Genomic DNA, 20169 nt, shown 5'->3' with positions numbered 1-20169 from the left:
ACGCTACTCTTATTTAAGCTTCCGACTCGCCGAGAAGATAGAAAATATCCCCGATGGGTTAAACCTAAACCATCCAAGTATCCCCATAAAAAGAAAAATGCCAGTCAGCTTAACTGACTGGCATTGGCATTTATGCTCCTTTTTCGTCACTGGTTAAATTTTTAGGACCACTATTTTTATTTTCAATAAAGCTCTATTTATAAGCTTTTTAGAAAGTAGGTTATTAGTCCTGGCAATTTCAATAGGCATTCTCTTACTTGCTTGGCTTATAGTACAAAAAACGCTACCTAACCTGATAACAGCGTTATTTTAGTAACACTTTTAAGTATCTCTTACTCATCATGTGTTTCATGTAAAGCAATAGTGGTGGTGCTTTTTACACTTGAATGAAAGTGCTTCTGCTTTATTACTAAGTATTCAGGGTTAGCGAAAAAATCTGTCATGACTTGCTCAGATGGAAAAGTAATAGTAAATACGCGATTAATATTATCGACCGTTTTAGTACGTAACACTTCAGCTACTTTAAAGTCATAACCAAATGCCCCTCCAAACCTTTTAAGCAGTGGTTCCATCGCTTCTCGGTAATATTGATATTCCTTATCATCAATAACTTCAAGTCCCATTATACGTTCAAATGCCATATGTACTCCCTTTAATGCAGTTAAAATATCATGACGAATGTTACATTCTTTAGGTTTATTAAGTAAGCATCCTCTTACCTTTCTCTTATTATTCTTATGACTATTTGATGCATAAAAAAGCGATTACAGAAAACTGTAATCGCTGTTACTTCACCAAAATTTTATTTAATAATCTCTAGTAAATGCCTTTCAACAAATACCTTTCAGTAAGTACCTTTCAGTAAATAAATCCTAATCATTAACTTGCTAAAGCAAGGTTAGAATTGGTTCATGGTATTATCTTTGCCTGATGCTTTTAGCGCAGCATCACCTGAGAAGTATTCTTTATGATCATCACCAATGTCTGAGCCAGACATATTCTGGTGTTTAACACAGGCAATACCTTGGCGAATTTCTTGGCGCTGTACATTTTTAACATAACCTAACATGCCTTGTTCACCGAAGTATTCCTTCGCTAAATTATCAGTAGATAATGCCGCGGTATGGTACGTTGGCAGTGTAATTAAATGATGGAAAATACCCGCTTCTTTAGCCGCATCAGCTTGGAATGTACGAATACGCTCATCAGCCAGTACCGCAAGCTCAGTAGTATCGTAATCAACATTCATTAAGTCGTCTCGAACATAGTTTGATACGTCTTGACCCGCTTCTACCATGGCATCATAAGCTTGTTGACGGAAGTTTAAGGTCCAGTTGAATGATGGTGAATTGTTGTAAACTAATTTAGCATTCGGTACTACTTCACGAATGGCATTAACCATTGCGCCGATTTGACCAATATGCGGTTTTTCCGTTTCAATCCAAATTAAATCCGCACCATTTTGTAATGAGGTAATACAGTCAAGTACACAACGCGCTTCACCAGTACCTTGTTTAAATTGGAATAAATTACTGGCTAAACGTTTCGGGCGCATTAATTTGCCATTTTGTTTAATAACCACATCACCATTACCTAACTCTTCAGGTGATATTTCATCGCAATCTAAGAAAGCATTATATTGGTCGCCTAAATCACCAGGAGTTTTGGTTACCGCTATTTGTTTAGTTAAGCCAGCGCCTAATGAATCGGTACGCGCAACAATAATGCCGTTATCAATACCTAACTCAAGAAACGCATAACGCACCGCATTAATTTTTGCTAAAAAGTCTTCATGAGGTACGGTCACTTTGCCATCTTGGTGGCCACACTGTTTTTCATCTGACACTTGGTTTTCAATTTGAATACAACAAGCACCTGCTTCAATCATTTGCTTGGCCATTAAATAGGTGGCCTCCGCATTACCAAAACCTGCATCAATATCAGCAATAATTGGTACTACATGAGTTACATGATTATCAATTTTATCTTGAACAGCTGCTACCTCTGCGGTGTTTCCTGCCGCTTTTGCATTATCCAACTCACGAAATAAACCACCTAATTCACGGGCATCAGCTTGACGTAAAAAAGTATAAAGCTCACCAATTAAGCTAGCCACTGAGGTTTTTTCATGCATTGATTGATCAGGTAATGGACCAAATTCACTACGCAGTGCAGCAACCATCCAACCTGAAAGGTATAAATAACGGCGATCGGTATTATTAAAGTGTTTTTTAATCGAAATCATTTTTTGCTGACCAATAAAACCATGCCAACAACCTAAAGATTGCGTGTATTGAGAACTGTCTCGATCATAATTATCCATATCGGCACGCATAATATCCGCAGTGTATTGCGCAATTGCTAAACCATTTTTAAAATGGTTTTGAGCACGCATACGCGCTACTGACTCAGGGTTGATAGCACCCCATGAGTTACCTGCTTGTTCTTTAATTGCTTGTACTGCTTCAATTGCACTTTGATAATTAGACATAACGCTCTCCAAAGGTGGTTAGGTATTCTTCTTTATAATGTTGTGTAATTTGGGCACTCGAGCCATGATTTTACGCGTTCCGTTTGATATATTATCGAGGTGATAACCCCGTCAAAACTGAATAGTAAAATGTAAGCTTTCACACCTGACAACAAAAACAATAAACCAATACACCAACATTTATAAAATATATAATAACTATTACCATCATTCACATTATGAATAGATAAAAAGTCTTATCCGCAGTAAACTCAAAATAATGTTGACGGTGAAGTTAATGTTAATTAATACACAGAACAGGTATAGACTGCTTTTAGGTGCTGAACTCGGGTTATTTAGATTTATTTTCGGTTGTTTACGACTAATGGCGCATTGAAGTCTATTGCTGTTTAGCTTATATCTATTTTTATTATATAAAATAAGAGAGCCATAGATTTTATGAATATTTCTAAAATTGATCTGAATTTACTCATTTATTTAGATGTTTTGCTACGCGAAAAAAATGTAACTCGCGCAGCAAGTCAATTAAACATTACTCAGCCAGCGATGAGTAATGGCTTAAAAAGACTAAGAACACTCTTTAATGATCCTATCTTGGTGAGAACCTCAGACGGTATGGTACCAACTGAACGAGCACGTACTCTAGCGCCAAATATTAGAAAAATATTATTAGAGCTTGAAGAAACGTTACAAGGTGAAGAAGAGTTTAGTGAGCACAATAGCCAACGTGTTTTTAGGATTATGGCGAGCGATTATGCGGCTTCAACCTTAATACCACCATTACTTAAACAGTTAAATCAAGTCGCCCCTAATATTACTTTAGATATCATGACTCCCAGTGATGTTACCTTTCATGACGTAGAGGCGGGTAAAATTGATATGGCGATTAATCGCTTTGATGAATTACCACAATCATTTCATCAAAAAGCAATTTGGCGCGACACCTTTTCTTGCTTACTCAGTGCTGATAACCCTGTGGTAAGTAAATTTAACTTAAACACTTACCTAGGCGCTAAACATGTTTGGGTTTCAAAAACTGGTTTTGGTGTTGGCGTAGGTATGGATCCAAAAGATGTACAAAAATTAGGCTGGGTTGATGAGGCCCTAGCGCGTTTAGGTAAAAAGCGAGACATTAAAGTATTTACCCGCAATTACCATGTTGCAATGCAGTTGGCTTATGAAGATAACTTAATTGCTACATTGCCGACAAAAGCGGCGATGTTACACAAAAATGATAGTAGTTTTATTATTGTAAAGCCGCCTTTTGATATTCCTGATATTGAATTAAAAATGATCTGGAGCCCTTTACTGCATCATGATGCAAGCCATGTTTGGTTTAGGCAATTAGTCATAGCTGCCGCTAAAAAGTGCCAAGAGTTACATTAAATAGTGTAAAATAATAACCGTCTATTGCTCAAAATGAAGTAAGACCTCGACAAAGGATCTATATGGAACATAGCCCTACCGTGAAACTACAATTTATTATGAAAAATACATGACGGTTAAAAATTTTTGTTACACCCTGTTTGCGATTGCTTTTAGTTTAGCGTTAGGTAAGCTCACTCACGCCTTAATATCAGGTCTGCCAGCGAGTTTGTATGGCATGATTTTTTACTGCGTTTTTCTGCAATTAAATTGGTTTGATGCCAATAAAGTCAGCCAAGTTAACTTGTGGTTAGTAAAGCACATGGGCGTGTGTTTTGTTCCTGCAGGTATTGGTATTATTAATCATTTTGATTTAATAAAGCAGCATGGCGTTGCCTTAATTGGTATTATATTTATTTCTACTTTTATTCTTCTGACCTTAATTGGCTGGTTAAGTGAACGCTTTCTCGTGGAAAAAAACTCAACTAGCGCAACAATAAGTAATCAATAACATGATGTCTCAAGAACAATTACTCGCCAGTATAGTGCTCACATTAGCCAGTTTAATTATTTATCAAATAGCCACTTATGCCCAGCAAAAGTGGCAATCTATTTTACTAAACCCAATGCTAGTAACCATTACTGTACTAGCACCTATTTTAGTCTCCGCTAATATAAATTATCAGCAATACATGCAAGCAACTCAGTTACTTAACTTTATGCTTGAACCCGCGATTGTCGCTTTAGGCTTTCCGTTATACTTACAGTTAAGAAACGTCAAATACCACTGGAAGGAGATCCTCGCTATTCTTTCATTAGGTATCGTTATTGTTATTATCATCAGCTTTTTTGCAACGATGGCGCTTATTGCTATCCCTGAAATTGCAGTAGCGCTTTCCTTAAAGTCGGTGACAACCCCTATTGGTATCGCCCTAACCGAGCAAGAAGCTGGTGATAGTTCAATTACCGCTTTTGCGATAATGATTGCCGGCTTTAGCGGCGCTTTACTCGGTCCTCGCTGGTTACACTTTATTGGCGTTAACTCAGTTAAAGCCCAAGGCTTAGCTATTGGTAGCGCTAGCCATGTTATTGGTACTGCAGTACTGGCTAAAATAAGCGCCGAGCACGCAGCTTACAGCTCGGTCGCGCTAATTTTTTCAGCCTTGTTAACCGCGTTAATCAGCCCTTGGTTGATTCCTCTTATGCAGCAGTTTTACAGCTAAATAGTTATTAATACTTCCATGTATAGCTATTGTTATTTGTTCGCTCGTATAGACTAGCTTCTGACTAAGCCTGTCTTTTTAAGATTACTTCAGCTACCTCTTTCTTCTTTACTCTTTACTCTTTGATTAATATTTCTGTTTTCTATAAAAACAAAACTAGCATTCACGTTATGAATAGTAGTTATCATAAAGTGAAATATTGATAAACACATGAAATAAAAAGTGACACCTTTAATTTTTTATTCTTTTATTTCAATAACTAATATAAAACAACCATACTGACTCAACGGAAAGGTTGTTGTTTTATTTTTTTTCAGTCTGTTAGTGCTATTGCCATAACGCGCTTTCCTCCTTAGGATTGTTTTATATAGAACATTAAGTGGAAGCTTTCATAGCAACAATCAAAAAACTTCCATTAACGATACCTAACGGTTCAATAGTCGTTCTCATACCCGTATTATTGCGTGTTGATTATGGTTATTCACAGCCAATAAATATATCGAGGGGCTTATGTCACAAGCAACAAAGTTAAAAGAAAGCACAGCAGTAAGTAATACCGTGATGGTTAATGGCTTAACGGTTAATGAGTGTTTATTCGAGTTTATTGAAAGTGAAGCCTTAGTTGGCACAGGTATTTCATCTAGCCACTTTTGGCAAGGTTTTGCATATCTTATTGAAGACTTAAGCGGCGAAAACGCCAAGTTACTAGCTAAGCGTGACGCCTTGCAAGCTAAAATAGATCAATGGCATCAAGATAATTTTGCCGAAAAATTTAGCTTTGAAAATTACAAAAAATTTCTTTTAGAAATTAATTATTTATTACCTAGTGTAAAAGATTTCTCGATTACTACCGATCATGTTGATAGTGAACTAGCCACCATAGCAGGTCCGCAACTGGTGGTACCTATTATGAATGCCCGCTTTGCCTTAAATGCGGTAAATGCTCGCTGGGGAAGTTTGTATGATGCTTTATATGGCAGCGATGCCATTAATGAAGATGAGGGTGCTAAAAAAACAGCGAGTTATAACCCCACTCGTGGTCAGCGAGTTATCAATTACGCCAAAGCTTACCTTAACCACATTTTACCGTTAAACCAAGGTAAGCACGAAGAAGTACTAGGTTATCATTTAAATGAGCAACAACTGGTTGTTAGTTTACCTAACGGTAAACAAAGCACTTTAGTTAACAATGATGCTTTCATTGGTTTTACTGGCAGTATTAATCAACCCAGTAGCCTTGCTTTTAAACATAACGGTTTACATTTAGAGCTAGTGTTTGATAGAGATAGTGTTATTGGTAAAACAGATCCCTCTGGCTTAAGTGACGTACTCCTTGAGTCAGCCCTGACCACCATTATGGACTGTGAAGACTCCGTTGCAGCGGTTGACGGTGAAGATAAAGTTATCGCTTATCGAAACTGGTTAGGGTTAATGAATGGCACTTTATCGTGTGATATGAACAAAAATGGCCAACAATTTACCCGCTGTATGAATGACGACCGTCACTATCAAACACTATCAGGTAACACTAAAACCTTAAAAGGTCGCAGTTTAATGTTCGTGCGTAATGTTGGCCATTTAATGACAAATAATGCCATTATTGACGCTAACGGTAATGAAGTTCCCGAAGGTATTATGGACGCGATGATCACTTCATTAATTGCATTACATGACATTCAAGGCAACGGAAAATATCGCAATAGCCAAGAAGCTTCAATTTACATTGTAAAACCTAAAATGCACGGCCCTGATGAAGTCGCCTTTGCCAACACATTATTCTCACGAGTTGAAGGTATTTTAAATCTGCCTAAAAATACGATAAAAATGGGCATTATGGATGAAGAGCGCCGTACCAGTATTAACTTAAAAAACTGCATTTTTGCCGCTAAAGAGCGTGTGGTATTTATCAATACAGGCTTTTTAGATAGAACAGGCGATGAGATACATACTTCGATGATGGCCGGTCCAATGGCGCGTAAGGCGGATATAAAAAATACGCCATGGATCAGCGCTTATGAAGACAATAACGTTGATGTGGGCCTGCAGTGTGGTTTTAGTCAGAAGGCTCAAATAGGTAAAGGTATGTGGCCTATTCCTGAGCAAATGGCCAACATGCTTGCTACTAAAATAGGTCATGTTAACGCAGGAGCTAATACCGCGTGGGTACCATCACCAACAGCGGCCACTTTACATGCCTTACATTATCATCAAGTGAATGTATTTGATTTGCAAGAGCAACTGAAATTGCGTCAGCGCGCCAATATAGACGATATTTTAACGATTCCTTTAGCAAGTGACCCGACTTGGAGTGAAACAGAAATAACCGCTGAACTTGATAATAATATTCAAGGAATTTTAGGCTATGTTGTACGTTGGATAGATCAAGGGGTTGGCTGTTCAAAGGTTCCAGATATTAACAACGTTGGTTTAATGGAAGATAGAGCAACTTTACGTATTTCAAGTCAACATATTGCTAATTGGCTACAACACAAGGTTTGTACTAAAGCACAGGTAAAGGCTAGCTTAGTAAAAATGGCAAAAGTTGTTGATCAACAAAATCAGCATGATAAAAACTATCAAGCCATGAGCATTAACCTTGAACATAACATTGCCTTTCAAGCTGCATCGGCTTTAATATTTCAAGGTGTGCAACAACCTAATGGTTATACCGAGCCACTTTTACACCAATTTAGGCTAGCTAAAAAAAGCGCTTAGCGGTAAGGTATTTCAACAAAAGCAAAGTAGCCATTTACGACTCCCAACCTCGTAAGTGGCTGCTTTTTTTGTTTGTACTTTTTGTTTGTATAAGCATAGCCCAGTTACTGAACTGAATTAATCGACAACCTACCTCAATCCAATAGTATTTTTGTAACAATATATCTATAGTCAAAATACATAGTAACAATTGTAATTTTTTTGTAATCGCTTAAAATATTCGGGTTTTAAATTGCAGTAATAAGCGTGACCTCTGTTTTAAAGGATTCAAACAATGAAATACAGTAAACTTTTATTAATAAATTGTATCGCCGCACTGATATTAGCGGTAACTATTTTACCTGCGCTTGCTCAACCGGTATTACACTCTCCCTCTCTAAAGCTACAAAAACCTGAGATTGATCAAAACATGATTAACAATGGTTTACGATCAACCTTACACCTTAAGGTTTATCGTTATACTTTAGGAGATAGCCGTCCAACACTAGCACTTAGCACATTGTCTTCTGGTTTTAAACATAGCCTTTCAGCAACTCTAATATTAAATAGCCAACCTATTATTGAAGGTAATGAGTTTTCAATGGTTAACAGCAAAAAAAAACGTAATACCTTTTTTGAAACAACAATGATGTTCAATGATAAGTTACAGCAGTTTTTATCTTTTTTCTCACGTGATAAAAATACAGATAACAATGCTGGCACCACTAAAAACAACAAAGATAAAAGCTGCTAACATATATAATATTTTAATAAAATCAACCTAAACTCTACGTAGTTATCATAAATAACTAATATGCTGTTTAAATATAAACCAATCATTAACAATGAATGGTTTGTCGTTAATGCCCCTCCCCAGCCCTTCGCACTATCGTTAACATTTAAGCAATTTAGGTAATTCAATTACTGAATCAATTTACTCAACTCCTAATTTTCAGGTACTCTATACCTTAAGCGGTACCTTAGATAAAGCTTAGCGGTAACCCGCAAGCATCTAATCACCATATATACGACAAGTTACTCAAATAATAATGAAAAAATTCACAACAATAATAACTAGAATAACCTTAGCGCTAATGCTCATCTTAACATTAGCCGTAGCAACATTAGGCACTTGGTTATATAGCCGAGTTGATGGCGCTTTAGCACAACTTACAGGAAAAAGTACCGTTTTTGGTTTATCTGACGTTGTTACTGTTGAAAGAGATAAACAAGGTATTCCTACGATTAAAGCTAAAAACCGTGTCGATATTGCCGTAGCAACTGGCTTTATTCACGCACAAGAGCGCTTTTTTCAAATGGATTTGTTGCGACGAAACTCTGCAGGAGAGCTAGCCAGCTTATTTGGTGAAATAGCACTTAACTATGACAAATCTGTCAGGCGTCATCGTTTTAGAGATCGCGCCCGCACCATAGTCAGCCAACTTCCTGATGATCAATTAGCACTGCTTAAAGGTTATACTCGTGGCGTTAATCGTGGTTTATCAGCACTACGTGCTGACCCTTTTGAGTACTTATTATTACAGCAGGCGCCTGTGCAATGGAGCGAAGAAGACTCGGTATTAACTATTTTTAGTATGTACCTTGATTTACAGTCCCAAGACGGTAAACGAGAACGCACGTTAGGATTACTTAACAGTGTACTTTCATCTCAAGTCTATAACTTTTTAAACCCTAAGGGTAGCCAGTGGGACGCTACCATCGATGGCACAAACTATGCTCCAGCACCTTTACCAACTCTGCCTTGGCCATCAGCTACCGCAAATAATCTTTTTAACAACCCATTACTTGACTCTATTAACTCACTAGAAGCATTTTCCGAAACTAGCAATAAACTATTAGCAGCAAGCAATAATGATAAATACCAAGATGATGAATTTCCAGGCTCTAATAACTGGGCTGTTTCAGGAGATATTAGCCAATCTGGTAGCGCTATTATCGCCAATGATATGCACTTAGGTATTAGCGTGCCGAACACTTGGTTTCGCGCAGTTTTTGAGTATTCACATTTAGGTAAGTTAGTAAAAATTACTGGGGCAACGTTACCAGGCACCCCTAATATGGTTATCGGTAGTAATACCCATATTGCATGGGGATTTACTAACAGCTATGGCGACTTTAATGACGTTATTACCCTGCAAGCTAATAAAAATGGCAAACAGTACCTCACTCCCGACGGCTATAAAGATTTTACCTACCATAAACAAGTGATTGCCATTAAGGGTAAACCCGCACAAGAAATAAATATTAAAGAAACTATTTGGGGGCCAGTTATTGGTAAAGATCATCAAGGTAACTTACTGGCATATCGTTGGGTCGCTCATGACAGGCAAGCCATTAACTTTTACGCTACCGCATTAGAATTAAGTGAAAATATTGATCAAGCTTTTGATGTAGCAGCTCGCTCAGGCATTCCTTCGCAGAACATGATGGTGGGCGATAGCTCAGGCAATATCGGCTGGACTATTATGGGCCCCATTCCTAAACGAGGAGAAAGCACCGGTGAAGTGCCTAGTTCATGGTCAAAAAGCAGTAATCACTGGCAGGGCTATTTAGCGCCAAACGATTACCCTCGTATTAAAAACCCAAAAAGTAATCGTTTATGGACTGCGAACTCACGTGTGGTTGGTGGCGAAAATCTACAAAAAATAGGTAATGGCGGCTATGCACTAGGTGCTCGTGCTCAGCAAATTAAAGATAATTTATTTTCTTTAAACACATTTGATGAACCTGCGTTACTCGCTATTGCTTTAGATGACAGAGCACTATTTTTAAAACGCTGGCATCAGTTTATACTCGACAAAGTGTTAACCGATGAGGCACTCGCACAACATAATGACTTTGCTCAAATAAAAGCACTATTAATTCGCGATAGTAACTTAAGTGCAAATACTGACTCTGTTGCTTATCGCTTAGTACGTAACTTTAGACTAACTATTCGAGATCAAGTATTTTCACGTTTAAACGATAGTTTACTTGCCATTGATCCAAGTTATAGCTTCAACACTATTCGCCATCAAATAGAAACACCGTTATGGCAACTAATAACCGAAAAGCCTGATAATTTTTTGATGCTTCCTGAAGAAAGTTGGTCAGCGTTATTTACTAAAGCATTACAGCAAACCTTTACTGATATGACCCAGTTAGAAAATGGTTCAACACAGTCGTTACTTGCTGCCACATGGGGACAACAAAATACCACTAACATACAGCATCCATTAAGTAAGGCCGTACCTATATTAGGTTACTGGTTAGATATGCCCGAAAAAGCTTTATCTGGCGACAGTTATATGCCAAAAGTACAAGGAAAATCTTTTGGGGCGTCACAGCGTATGGTGGTATCTCCTGGTCATGAAGAACAGGGCATTTTCCATATGCCAACCAGCCAAGCTGGACACCCTTGGAGCACTTATTATGGTATGGGTCATAAAGACTGGGAGCAAGGCAATCCATCTAGTTTCTTACCCGGAAAAACGAAGTACACCTTAACACTCTTGAGTTATTAAAGTAAAAAACGTACTGTTATTAAGCTCTGAACAATTAAGGTAAGCCTAAAGCTCGAGGTGTAAGCCAAGTGAATACCAAAGAAAGAACCACATAAGGATAACTATGACTATATTAATTGCTTGCTTGTTTATCGCACTATTATTGCCTTTTATTGCCAAAGGACCTGTCGCCTATGCCATGGCCAAACTTGGTGGCTATAACAACAATCACCCAAGAGAGCAGCAGAGCCAACTAACAGGTTTTGGTGCGCGTGCTTTAGCCGCGCACCAAAATGCTTTTGAGTCGTTAATTATTTTTGCGCCTGCGGTGCTGCTAGCAATTTCAACATTCAATACCGGCTATGTTATTACCACGCTAGCAATTACTCATGTGGTTGCGCGTATCGCTTATAATATTTTATATTTACTTAATATTGGCTTATTGCGCTCAATTGTTTGGGCAATAGCAACAGGCTGTAGTTTTGCCATTGTTTATTTATGTATTCCCTAAACGCTATATCGTTTCAACTCTGTGCTGCTGTGCAGCACTCGATGCATCAATAGGTAATGTAATAATAAATCGTGCTCCTTGCTGACATGGCTCAGCAAAAATATCCCCAAACAAGTTATATTTAACGGCATTAAAAACCACATTAAGCCCTAAGCCTAAATGGTTTCCGCCTATGTTAGTCGAGTAAAAAGGCACAAAAATATCTTTTAAAATAGCGCTATCAATGCCACTACCGTTATCTTGAAAAGCAATAGTCACCGTATTTAAATCTCGTTTAATATCAATAGCAATAGCGGCTTGCTCAACATCTTTAAAGCCATGTTCATAAGCATTAATCACCAAAGTCTTTATAACATCCCCAAGAATTGTTGGAGCTGTCACTATAGTTGCCTCATCACCTTGTATTTGAAAGGATACTTTTTTAGCCAAGTAACCTTGCAAAATTGTCATACGCTCTGTTAAAAAAGCTTGTAAAGATAATTCAGATAAAGGTTTATCAGCTTCAATCGAAACATTAAGCGCTTTAAACTCATTAACCATTTGATCAAGTCGTTGAGTATTACTACTAATTAATTGATTAGCACTATGTGAGCTTTCAATGAATTGGCTAAAACTTGCAGCGCTAAGCTTTTTATCGCTAAATTGTTGAGAAACCGACTGTAAGTTATCTTCTAAAATAGAGTTGGCTGTCACTATAGTGCCGATAGGTGTATTTAGTTGGTGCGCCATACCTGAAACAAGCACCGTTAATGAAGCGACCTTTTCAGCCTCAATTAAGTGTTTTTGTGTTTTTTCTAACTTGCTTAACGCATCAGCTAAGCGCTTATTTTTTTTATGAATGCTAACTATCGCAAAATACCCGCCCAACAAAAAGACAAGTAAAGAGGTAGCAATAGCTAACGATAAATTTTGAAAGGCTTTGGCTTTCGCCTCTTTTAGTTGAGCTTCACGAGTCAATACGGCAATTTCAGCTTCTTTAACTTTTAAGTCAATTTCTGCAATTGCTTTGGCGAGATTAACATCGCCTTGTCGCTTAATAAGCTGCGCTTGTGCGTCATTATGTTTTTTATAGGCATTAATCGCTTTTTTATAATGCCCTTTAGCTTCCAAATAAGTCGATTTAAATTGATAAAATTCTGAAACAAAAACTAAGTTAGTATCACTGTTAATTTGAGCTGCTACTTTATCGATATATAGCTGAGCTTGTTCATCATCTCCCATATCTGCATAATTTTTTGCTAGATTAAAATATACCTCAATGATCTCATCAGGGATATTTAACTTCGTCAACAGTTCAAGAGATTGACCATAATAGTTTATAGCAAGAGCATAGGCTTTTTTTACTTGTTTAACTTGCCCTAATAGTAAGTAAGACTTAGCTAAGTAGCGATTAAAATTATGTTCTTTTTGCAGAGTTATTAGCTCAATTAATAATTGTTCTGCCTTTTGGTGTTCATGTTTTAAAAATAGCGTTTCTGCTAAGTTTCTTTTCGCAATAACTTCACTAAGCGGTTGGTTAACACTTACAGCATACTCACTATAGTCGGTAAATACTTTCTCAGCTTCATCTAACCTATTTAAGGCTAAATAAACATTACCTATATTGTTTAAGGTTTGATTAATCAAACTTTTATTAAGGATTTTAGCTTGTTCAAGTGCCGCTAAAAGGCTCTCTAATGCCTGCTGATGTAAATTTAACTGAATATAAATACCACCGGAAATATTATAATAACCATACATCAAACCTGGGAATTCTGGCGAATCAGCTTTGCTTTTATAAAGCACTAAAGTGCGCATAGCCTCTGAAAGTTGGTTAGTGTCGAGCTGAAACCAAGCTTTATAGTTTAAGAAGGCAATATAGTGTTTGGGCTCCAATGCCACCTTTTCTAAAATACCTTCAACTTGTTTTAAAGCAGTATGCGGTGCTCGAGCATAAGCCTGCCTAATATCGCTTTGTAGTTGTTCAAACTCTTTTTTAGTTAATGGATCTGTTCTACTTAAAGGCTCAGCTAAACTACTCTTTGCGAACATATAAAAAAAAGAAACAAAAGAAATAAAAGAAATAAAAAGTACTAACAACGCTTTTTGGTACATAAATACAACTAAATCGATATATATAATAAACAAAGTATGACACATACTTATCAACCAGTTAATACGTTAACTATTATTTTTGCTCTTTATTGTCAACAAACCTACTTAATAGTTAAAAATAAGCTACTCTTTGCGAATATATTCACAAAAAAAGATAGAAAAATAAAAATACCAACACTTTCTTTTATTGCACATAAACACAATAAATAAAGCAAGTACAAAATATGACACAGCTTGTCGATCAGTTAATGCATTAACTACTATTTTTGCTCTTTTATCGTCAAACAATATTGTAATACCGAAACTATTCTTATTATTTTCACCTTACTTTTAAATAGAACAACCGTAAAGTTTCTACAACACCTAATAAAAAGGTATAAGGAAATTGTTGACACTATTTAGCTAAGATAGCTAGAGTAAGTGCTCGAAATAATAGGTGCTCGAAAGAATAAGAACACACTTACAGACATTACATTTATAAAAGGCAGGCAAGTGAGCGAAATATTAGACTTAAACGAAATACGTCAACAAATCACCGTGTTAGATCAAGAGCTGTTAACGCTTTTTGCCAAGCGCCGTGCCTTAACCTTGAATGTTGCTAAAAGTAAAGTACAACAAATACGCCCAATACGTGATCAACAGCGTGAACAAGAGCTTTTAGTACGTTTAATTAAGCATGGTAAAACCTTAGGCTTAGACGCCCATTACGTTACCAGTGTGTTTCAAACTATTATTGAAGACTCTGTATTAAATCAACAAGCATATTTACAAAGCTTAGCGAATCCAAATATTCAAGTACCAACGGTTAGTGTTGCCTTTTTAGGGAATAAAGGCTCGTATAGCTACTTAGCTAGTCACCGTTATTTCTCACGTCGTGCTGAAAAAATTATTGAATCAGGTTGTCAAAATTTTGCGGATATTTTACAACAAGTAGAATCAGGTCAAGTAGATTACGGCATGCTACCCATTGAAAATACAAGCTCAGGTAGCATCAATGAAGTATACGACTTACTACAACATACTAACTTATCTATAGTAGGTGAAATAACTCAGCCAATTGAACATTGTTTACTAACGGCAGTTAATACCAGTTTAGATAAAATCCGTACTATTTATGCGCATGGTCAACCTTTTGCACAATGTAGTAACTTTCTGGATAAGCAAAAAAACATTCGTATTGAGTATTGTGACAGTACTGCTGATGCCATGGCGCAAGCTTCTGAATTACAAGATGAAACTATTGCGGTTATTGGCAGTGAAGAAGGTGGGCAATTATACCAATTACACGCTTTAGAGAAGTCTATTGCTAATCAACGTGAAAATCACTCTCGCTTTATTTTAGTTGCACGTAAGTCGGTAGAAGTTGCTGAACAAATACCTGCAAAAACGGCGCTTATATTAGCGACAGGACAAAAAGCAGGTGCATTGGTTGAATGCTTATTAGTGTTAAAAGAAAAAGGCATTAATATGTGTAAACTAGAGTCTCGTCCTATTCAAGGTCGCCCTTGGGAAGAAATGTTTTACATTGATGTAGAAGCTAATTTAAAGAGCTTTGCCTTACAAGAAGCAATTAACACAATTACTCAGCACACTAACTTCATTAAAGTGCTAGGTTGTTACCCGATTGAGCACATTAGCCCAACCAATGTGCCAAGTGATGAGATCTAGCGTCTTCATTTTTTAGCTTTATTTTTTGCTTTATTTTTTGCTTTAGTTACTTAACCTGAATTCAGGTTACTTAAAATAAAAAAACCGTACTTGAAAGAGTACGGTTTTTTTATGGACTTCATGCTACATCAATTCTAAATAAGTACTAAGCTAACCTTTAGCTGGCTTTGCATCGTTTGGAGCTGAGTCTGTTTGTTGCTCAATTTGAGCTATTTCATTGGCAATGGCCTCTGGCGATCCGGTATTACGACATAGCCAGTAATAAGCTCCTGGTACAATAAATAATGTAAAGATACTCGCTAATGAAACGCCAGCAAAAATTACAACACCTATGACCATACGACTTTCAGCTCCTGGACCAACCGCTAATACCAATGGAATAGCGCTGGTAACCGTAGTGAAGGTGGTCATGACAATTGGGCGTAGTCGTTGCTGTGCAGCGCCAACAATTGCTTCTTCAAAGGCAATACCTTGATCACGTAATTGATTAGCAAACTCAACAATTAAAATACCGTTTTTAGCTGCCAAACCAATAAGCATTACAATACCAATTTGGCTGTAAATATTTAAGCTCATTCCCATAAACTCTAATCCGGCCAAAGCCCCTACTAATGCAAGAGGTACGGTCAGTAATATAACTAATGGATGTATAAAGCTTTCAAATTGTGCTGCTAGCACTAAATAGGTAATGAGTAACGCTAATAAAAACACGAATAAGATAGAGCTGCCTGACTCTTTAAGTAGTAACGACTCACCTTTGTAATCAATTTGCACATGCTCAGGCAGTTCCGCTTTAGTAACATCAACTAAAAAGTCTAACGCTTCACCTAATGTATAACCGTCAGCCAAACTCGCCGTGATGGTAATACTACGTAAGCGATTATAGCGATTAAGTCTTGACGCTGTAGCGTTCTCACCAATAGTAAGTAAGTTCGCTAGTGGAATAAGTTTATTGGTTGTTGCTGAGCGCACATACACATGGTCAATATCGGCAGGGCTTTTAAATTGATGTTCATCCCCTTCAATCACCACATCGTATTCCTCACCCCGATCAACAAAGGTAGTAACTCGCCTTTGTCCCATCATAGTTTCAAGGGTTTTAGCTATATCGCCAACCGACACTCCTAAATCATAAGCACGGTCTTTATCTATTTGCACTAAAAGCTGCGGATACGTTTCTTTGTAATCACTATTAATATTAACCAATTTAGGGTTCTTTTGTGCCGCATCAATGATAATGTCACGCCACTGCGCTAGCTCACTAAAAGTATTACCTTGTAAAACAAATTCAACGGGGTTATTACTTCCACCGCCGCCAATACCTCGACGCATAATAGCAAAAGCTCGCACATCAGTAATACTTTGCACATCTTTATTAATCTTATTGATAAAACTAAAGGTATCTACACTACGTTTATCCCACTCAGGTAAACCTACAATGGCAATTCCGCCTGAGCCACCAAAACCCGGTACACGTACTAATACTCGCTCTAACTCGCCTTCTTCTTGATAAGCTAATAATTTCTTTTCTATTTTCTGCATATTGACAACATTATTTTCATAACTTGCACCTTCAGCACTTTGCATAATCAAAAAGAAATTTCCACGATCTTCTTTTGGTGTGTATTCAGAAGGAAGCTTATTAAATAGAAAATATACCGATGCAAGCGATAGCGCTAATATCACCACTACCATCAACGGTTGGCGAATACTGTGTTTTAATACTCCGCCGTAATATGCCTCAAAACGACTAAAAGCGCGATCTAGTTTTTGACCAAAAGATGAACTTCGCTCACGATGCTTTAGCATTTTAGAACACATCATCGGTGTTAACGATAAAGCAGTTAAGCTAGAAAAAACAACCGCCGCGGCAATGGCAATGGCAAACTCGGTAAATAAGCGACCAACATTACCCGACAAAAAGACCAACGGTACAAAAACCGCGACTAACACTAACGTGGTCGCAATAACCGCAAAGGCAACTTCACGCCCCCCTTCATAGGCTGCCATTAATGGCGTTTGTCCGTTCTCTATACGGCGGTATATGTTTTCAAGTACCACAATGGCGTCATCAACCACTAAACCAATAGCAAGTACTAAAGCAAGCAAGGTTAATAGGTTAATAGAAAAACCAAACATAGATAATACAATCATTGAGCCGATTAACGCGACAGGCACTGTCACTGCAGGAATTAACGTTGCACGAACATTTCCTAAGAAAAGGAAAATAACTAATACCACCATTAACATTGCAATAAATAAGGTGTTATAAACTTCGTCAATAGAGCCTTGAATAAACACTGAGCTATCGTAACTATTAGTGATTGTGGTACCAACAGGCAAAGCATTACGAATAGCTAATACTTCTTCGCGCGCTGATTTGACAACATCAAGGGTATTAGCCGTTGATTGTTTGATAACCCCCAAGCCCACCATGTTTTTCCCGTTACCACGGAACATGTTTTCATCGTCTTGCGCGCCAACAAAAACATCTGCGACTTCGCCTAATCGTACTAAGGAGTTATCTTTTGAGCGACTAACCACCATACGAGAGAAGTCTTGTTCAGTTAAATAACTACGCTCTACGCGAATAGAAAAATCACGGTCTACTGATTCAATTCGCCCAGCAGGTAATTCAATATTCTCTTTACGTAAAGTGCTTTCGATATCGTCTACAGTAATATTACGCGCCGCCATTTCAATGCGGTTTAAGCGTATTTTCATGGCGTAAGTACGGCCCCCACCAACTCTGATACGAGCAACACCGTCAACCACAGCAAAGCGATCAACAATATAACGATTAGCATAATCAGTTAGTTCAAGTGAACTCATGGTTTCACTTTGCAGTACAAACCAAACAATAACGTCTTCATCGTCATTGGCTTTTGAAACTTCAGGTGGATCAGCTTGCTCTGGTAGGTTATTTAACGCGCGTGAAATTCTATCGCGCACATCGTTTGTTGCCGCGTCAATATCACGGTCTAGCTCAAACTCTATAGTGATATTTGAGCGCCCTACTCGGCTATTAGAGTTAATGGCTTTAATACCTTCAACACCACTAATTCTATCTTCGAGTAATTGTGTAATTTTAGTTTCAACGATTGCTGCTGAAGCCCCTGGGTAGTTGGTACTAATATTAACAACTGGCGGGTTAATATCAGGGTACTCTCGCAGCGGTAGCATCATAAATGCCACAATACCAAAAGTAACAATTAATAAATTAATTACCGTTGCAAAAACAGGCCTTTTTACCGATAAATCAGATAATATCACGAGGGTTACGCTCCTTTATCGTTAGTATCAGTTGCTGTATCTTCTACAGCTCCAATCACTTTCACGGCTGCGCCATCTCTAAGCTTTAACGCGCCTTCAACAACAACATTTTCGTCTTCAATCAAACCAGAAGCGACTTCAACCACGCCAGGGTGTCTTCTACCTAACACAATAGCCTTACGTACCGCTTTATTATCAATAACCACAAAAACATAATGCTTATCTTCAATAGGAATAATGGCACTTTCAGGTAGCTGTAATGTATTTTCAGTTGCTAATAACACCTCAATGCTAAGTAACATACCAGGACGTAATTTAAGGTGTTCATTTTTAATGCTCGCACGCACTTTGATCATACGAGTACTGGCGTCGATACGACTATCTATTGCGCTTATTTCCCCAATAAACTGTTCGTTTTTATACGCTGTATTTGACGCACTTACTTTCTGCCCAATAACAATCTGCGTTAATAAACGCTCAGGTAAAAAGAAGTCAACTTTAATGACAGACAAGTCATCTAAATTAGTAATGACGCTACCAGCGTTAATATAAGAGCCTCTGCTCACTTCTCGAAAGCCTAAAACCCCAGAAAAAGGAGCACGAATCGTCAACTCTTCTACTTTAGAACGAGCACTCACTAACTGTGCTTCAATCGCTTTAGTTTTGGCCGTTTGTTGATCAACAATAGACTTTGACGTAGCTTTACTTGTAAGCAACTCAGATAGTCGTGTTAATTGCGCGGTAGACTCTGATAAATTAGCCTCAAGCTCACTTACTTTGGCCAACTCTTCTTGATTAGTAAACTTAACCAGAAGATCTCCTTTTTTTACTACCTGACCATCTTCAAAATACACTTCATCAATCAAATTAGAGTACTTACTGGTCAATAATACCTGCTCATTTGCTCTAGCAGTACCAACGGCTTCAACACTATCAACAAATTCAGCCAACACTACTTTCGTCATTTTGACTGGCACTTCACGTTTAAAGCTTTTTTGCGCTTGCTCACTCGCTGGCCATTGTAAGTAAATAATTAGTCCAACTAATACTGCTGTTATTAATAATAAAGGGATGCGACTCGCCAAAGATGACTTACCTGCAGATGAATTATTTGACATACATAGCTCTCGAATAAGAAAAAAAGAATATGAACAATGCTAAGCTATTTAAAACTGCACTTTAAAAGACCACTTATATTGCTTACTTAAAATAACTATTTTTTGCATAATAATTTAAAAAAACAACATAACTTAACAAAGCTTATCTACTATAACTGATAGACCTGTTAATAGCATTTACCCCATCAGTAACTTAGCTTAAAATACTGCCCATTGAACGCAAACGGAA

Annotated in this window: 13 protein-coding genes; 8 read left to right on the top strand and 5 right to left on the bottom strand. The window is 37.5% G+C overall.

Annotation, left to right across the window (positions count from 1 at the left end; genetic code table 11):
• Window positions 1-332: 332 nt before the first annotated feature.
• Both ABD005_RS14140 and ABD005_RS14135 read right to left on the bottom strand, forming a co-directional pair.
• Window positions 333-641 (bottom strand): DUF1330 domain-containing protein, encoded by a 309-nt coding sequence (locus ABD005_RS14140; RefSeq protein ID WP_343818216.1) that lies wholly within the window; start codon window positions 639-641, stop codon window positions 333-335.
• 257 nt (window positions 642-898) lie between these two features.
• Entirely contained in the window at window positions 899-2491 is a 1593-nt protein-coding gene (locus ABD005_RS14135) for an isocitrate lyase (RefSeq protein WP_215979335.1), read from the bottom strand.
• A 438-nt stretch (window positions 2492-2929) separates the two neighbouring features.
• On the opposite strand from ABD005_RS14135, the gene ABD005_RS14130 reads away from it, so the two are divergent.
• The 7 genes from ABD005_RS14130 to ABD005_RS14100 all read left to right on the top strand — a co-directional run bounded on the left by ABD005_RS14130 (window position 2930) and on the right by ABD005_RS14100 (window position 11787).
• Window positions 2930-3877, top strand: coding sequence for a LysR family transcriptional regulator (locus ABD005_RS14130; RefSeq protein ID WP_215979336.1), 948 nt, complete (start codon window positions 2930-2932; stop codon window positions 3875-3877).
• Window positions 3878-3986: 109 nt separating this feature from the next.
• Window positions 3987-4367 carry a CidA/LrgA family protein gene (locus ABD005_RS14125; protein WP_215979337.1) on the top strand — a complete coding sequence of 127 codons (381 nt, stop codon included), beginning with the start codon at window positions 3987-3989 and terminating at the stop codon, window positions 4365-4367.
• A 1-nt stretch (window position 4368) separates the two neighbouring features.
• A complete protein-coding gene (locus ABD005_RS14120; RefSeq protein WP_343818213.1) occupies window positions 4369-5079 on the top strand; it encodes an LrgB family protein in 711 nt (236 codons plus the stop codon).
• A gap of 510 nt (window positions 5080-5589) precedes the next feature.
• On the top strand, window positions 5590-7794 hold the full coding sequence (locus ABD005_RS14115; protein WP_343818211.1) for a malate synthase G: 2205 nt from the start codon (window positions 5590-5592) through the stop codon (window positions 7792-7794).
• A gap of 274 nt (window positions 7795-8068) precedes the next feature.
• Entirely contained in the window at window positions 8069-8527 is a 459-nt protein-coding gene (locus ABD005_RS14110) for a hypothetical protein (protein WP_215979340.1), read from the top strand.
• Between the two features lie 295 nt (window positions 8528-8822).
• Window positions 8823-11297 (top strand): penicillin acylase family protein, encoded by a 2475-nt coding sequence (locus ABD005_RS14105; protein WP_343818209.1) that lies wholly within the window; start codon window positions 8823-8825, stop codon window positions 11295-11297.
• A 103-nt stretch (window positions 11298-11400) separates the two neighbouring features.
• The gene (locus tag ABD005_RS14100; protein WP_343818208.1) at window positions 11401-11787 is read left to right on the top strand and encodes an MAPEG family protein; all 387 of its coding nucleotides are present in this window, start codon (window positions 11401-11403) and stop codon (window positions 11785-11787) included.
• 3 nt (window positions 11788-11790) lie between these two features.
• Here the strand turns inward: ABD005_RS14100 and ABD005_RS14095 are convergent, their stop codons facing one another.
• Window positions 11791-13881 (bottom strand): tetratricopeptide repeat-containing sensor histidine kinase, encoded by a 2091-nt coding sequence (locus ABD005_RS14095; RefSeq protein WP_343818206.1) that lies wholly within the window; start codon window positions 13879-13881, stop codon window positions 11791-11793.
• 492 nt (window positions 13882-14373) lie between these two features.
• On the opposite strand from ABD005_RS14095, the gene pheA reads away from it, so the two are divergent.
• Complete coding sequence (gene pheA / locus ABD005_RS14090) at window positions 14374-15549, top strand: prephenate dehydratase (RefSeq protein WP_215979344.1); 1176 nt, start codon at window positions 14374-14376, stop codon at window positions 15547-15549.
• A gap of 150 nt (window positions 15550-15699) precedes the next feature.
• On the opposite strand, the gene ABD005_RS14085 is transcribed toward pheA, so the two are convergent.
• Together ABD005_RS14085 and ABD005_RS14080 are read right to left on the bottom strand one after the other, a co-directional pair.
• Window positions 15700-18822, bottom strand: a complete 3123-nt coding sequence (locus ABD005_RS14085; protein WP_343818205.1) for an efflux RND transporter permease subunit — start codon at window positions 18820-18822, stop codon at window positions 15700-15702.
• Window positions 18823-18827: 5 nt separating this feature from the next.
• Window positions 18828-19940, bottom strand: coding sequence for an efflux RND transporter periplasmic adaptor subunit (locus ABD005_RS14080; protein ID WP_343818203.1), 1113 nt, complete (start codon window positions 19938-19940; stop codon window positions 18828-18830).
• Between the last annotated feature and the right edge of the window lie 229 nt (window positions 19941-20169).

The sequence above is a fragment of the Colwellia asteriadis genome (assembly GCF_039523295.1).
In the GTDB taxonomy this organism is placed as follows: domain Bacteria; phylum Pseudomonadota; class Gammaproteobacteria; order Enterobacterales; family Alteromonadaceae; genus Colwellia; species Colwellia asteriadis.
The sequence above is the reverse complement of the archived record's forward strand: the minus strand, read 5'-3'. Positions and strand labels throughout refer to the sequence as shown.

Excerpts from the sequence above, each read along its gene's own strand:
- ABD005_RS14115 (WP_343818211.1), top strand. The coding sequence starts at position 5,590 with ATGTCACAAGCAACAAAGTTAAAAGAAAGCACAGCAGTAAGTAATACC.
- ABD005_RS14135 (WP_215979335.1), bottom strand. The coding sequence starts at position 2,491 with ATGTCTAATTATCAAAGTGCAATTGAAGCAGTACAAGCAATTAAAGAA.
- ABD005_RS14095 (WP_343818206.1), bottom strand. The coding sequence starts at position 13,881 with ATGTACCAAAAAGCGTTGTTAGTACTTTTTATTTCTTTTATTTCTTTT.
- ABD005_RS14125 (WP_215979337.1), top strand. The coding sequence starts at position 3,987 with ATGACGGTTAAAAATTTTTGTTACACCCTGTTTGCGATTGCTTTTAGT.
- ABD005_RS14080 (WP_343818203.1), bottom strand. The coding sequence starts at position 19,940 with ATGTCAAATAATTCATCTGCAGGTAAGTCATCTTTGGCGAGTCGCATC.
- ABD005_RS14100 (WP_343818208.1), top strand. The coding sequence starts at position 11,401 with ATGACTATATTAATTGCTTGCTTGTTTATCGCACTATTATTGCCTTTT.
- ABD005_RS14105 (WP_343818209.1), top strand. The coding sequence starts at position 8,823 with ATGAAAAAATTCACAACAATAATAACTAGAATAACCTTAGCGCTAATG.
- ABD005_RS14120 (WP_343818213.1), top strand. The coding sequence starts at position 4,369 with ATGATGTCTCAAGAACAATTACTCGCCAGTATAGTGCTCACATTAGCC.
- ABD005_RS14140 (WP_343818216.1), bottom strand. The coding sequence starts at position 641 with ATGGCATTTGAACGTATAATGGGACTTGAAGTTATTGATGATAAGGAA.
- ABD005_RS14110 (WP_215979340.1), top strand. The coding sequence starts at position 8,069 with ATGAAATACAGTAAACTTTTATTAATAAATTGTATCGCCGCACTGATA.
- ABD005_RS14130 (WP_215979336.1), top strand. The coding sequence starts at position 2,930 with ATGAATATTTCTAAAATTGATCTGAATTTACTCATTTATTTAGATGTT.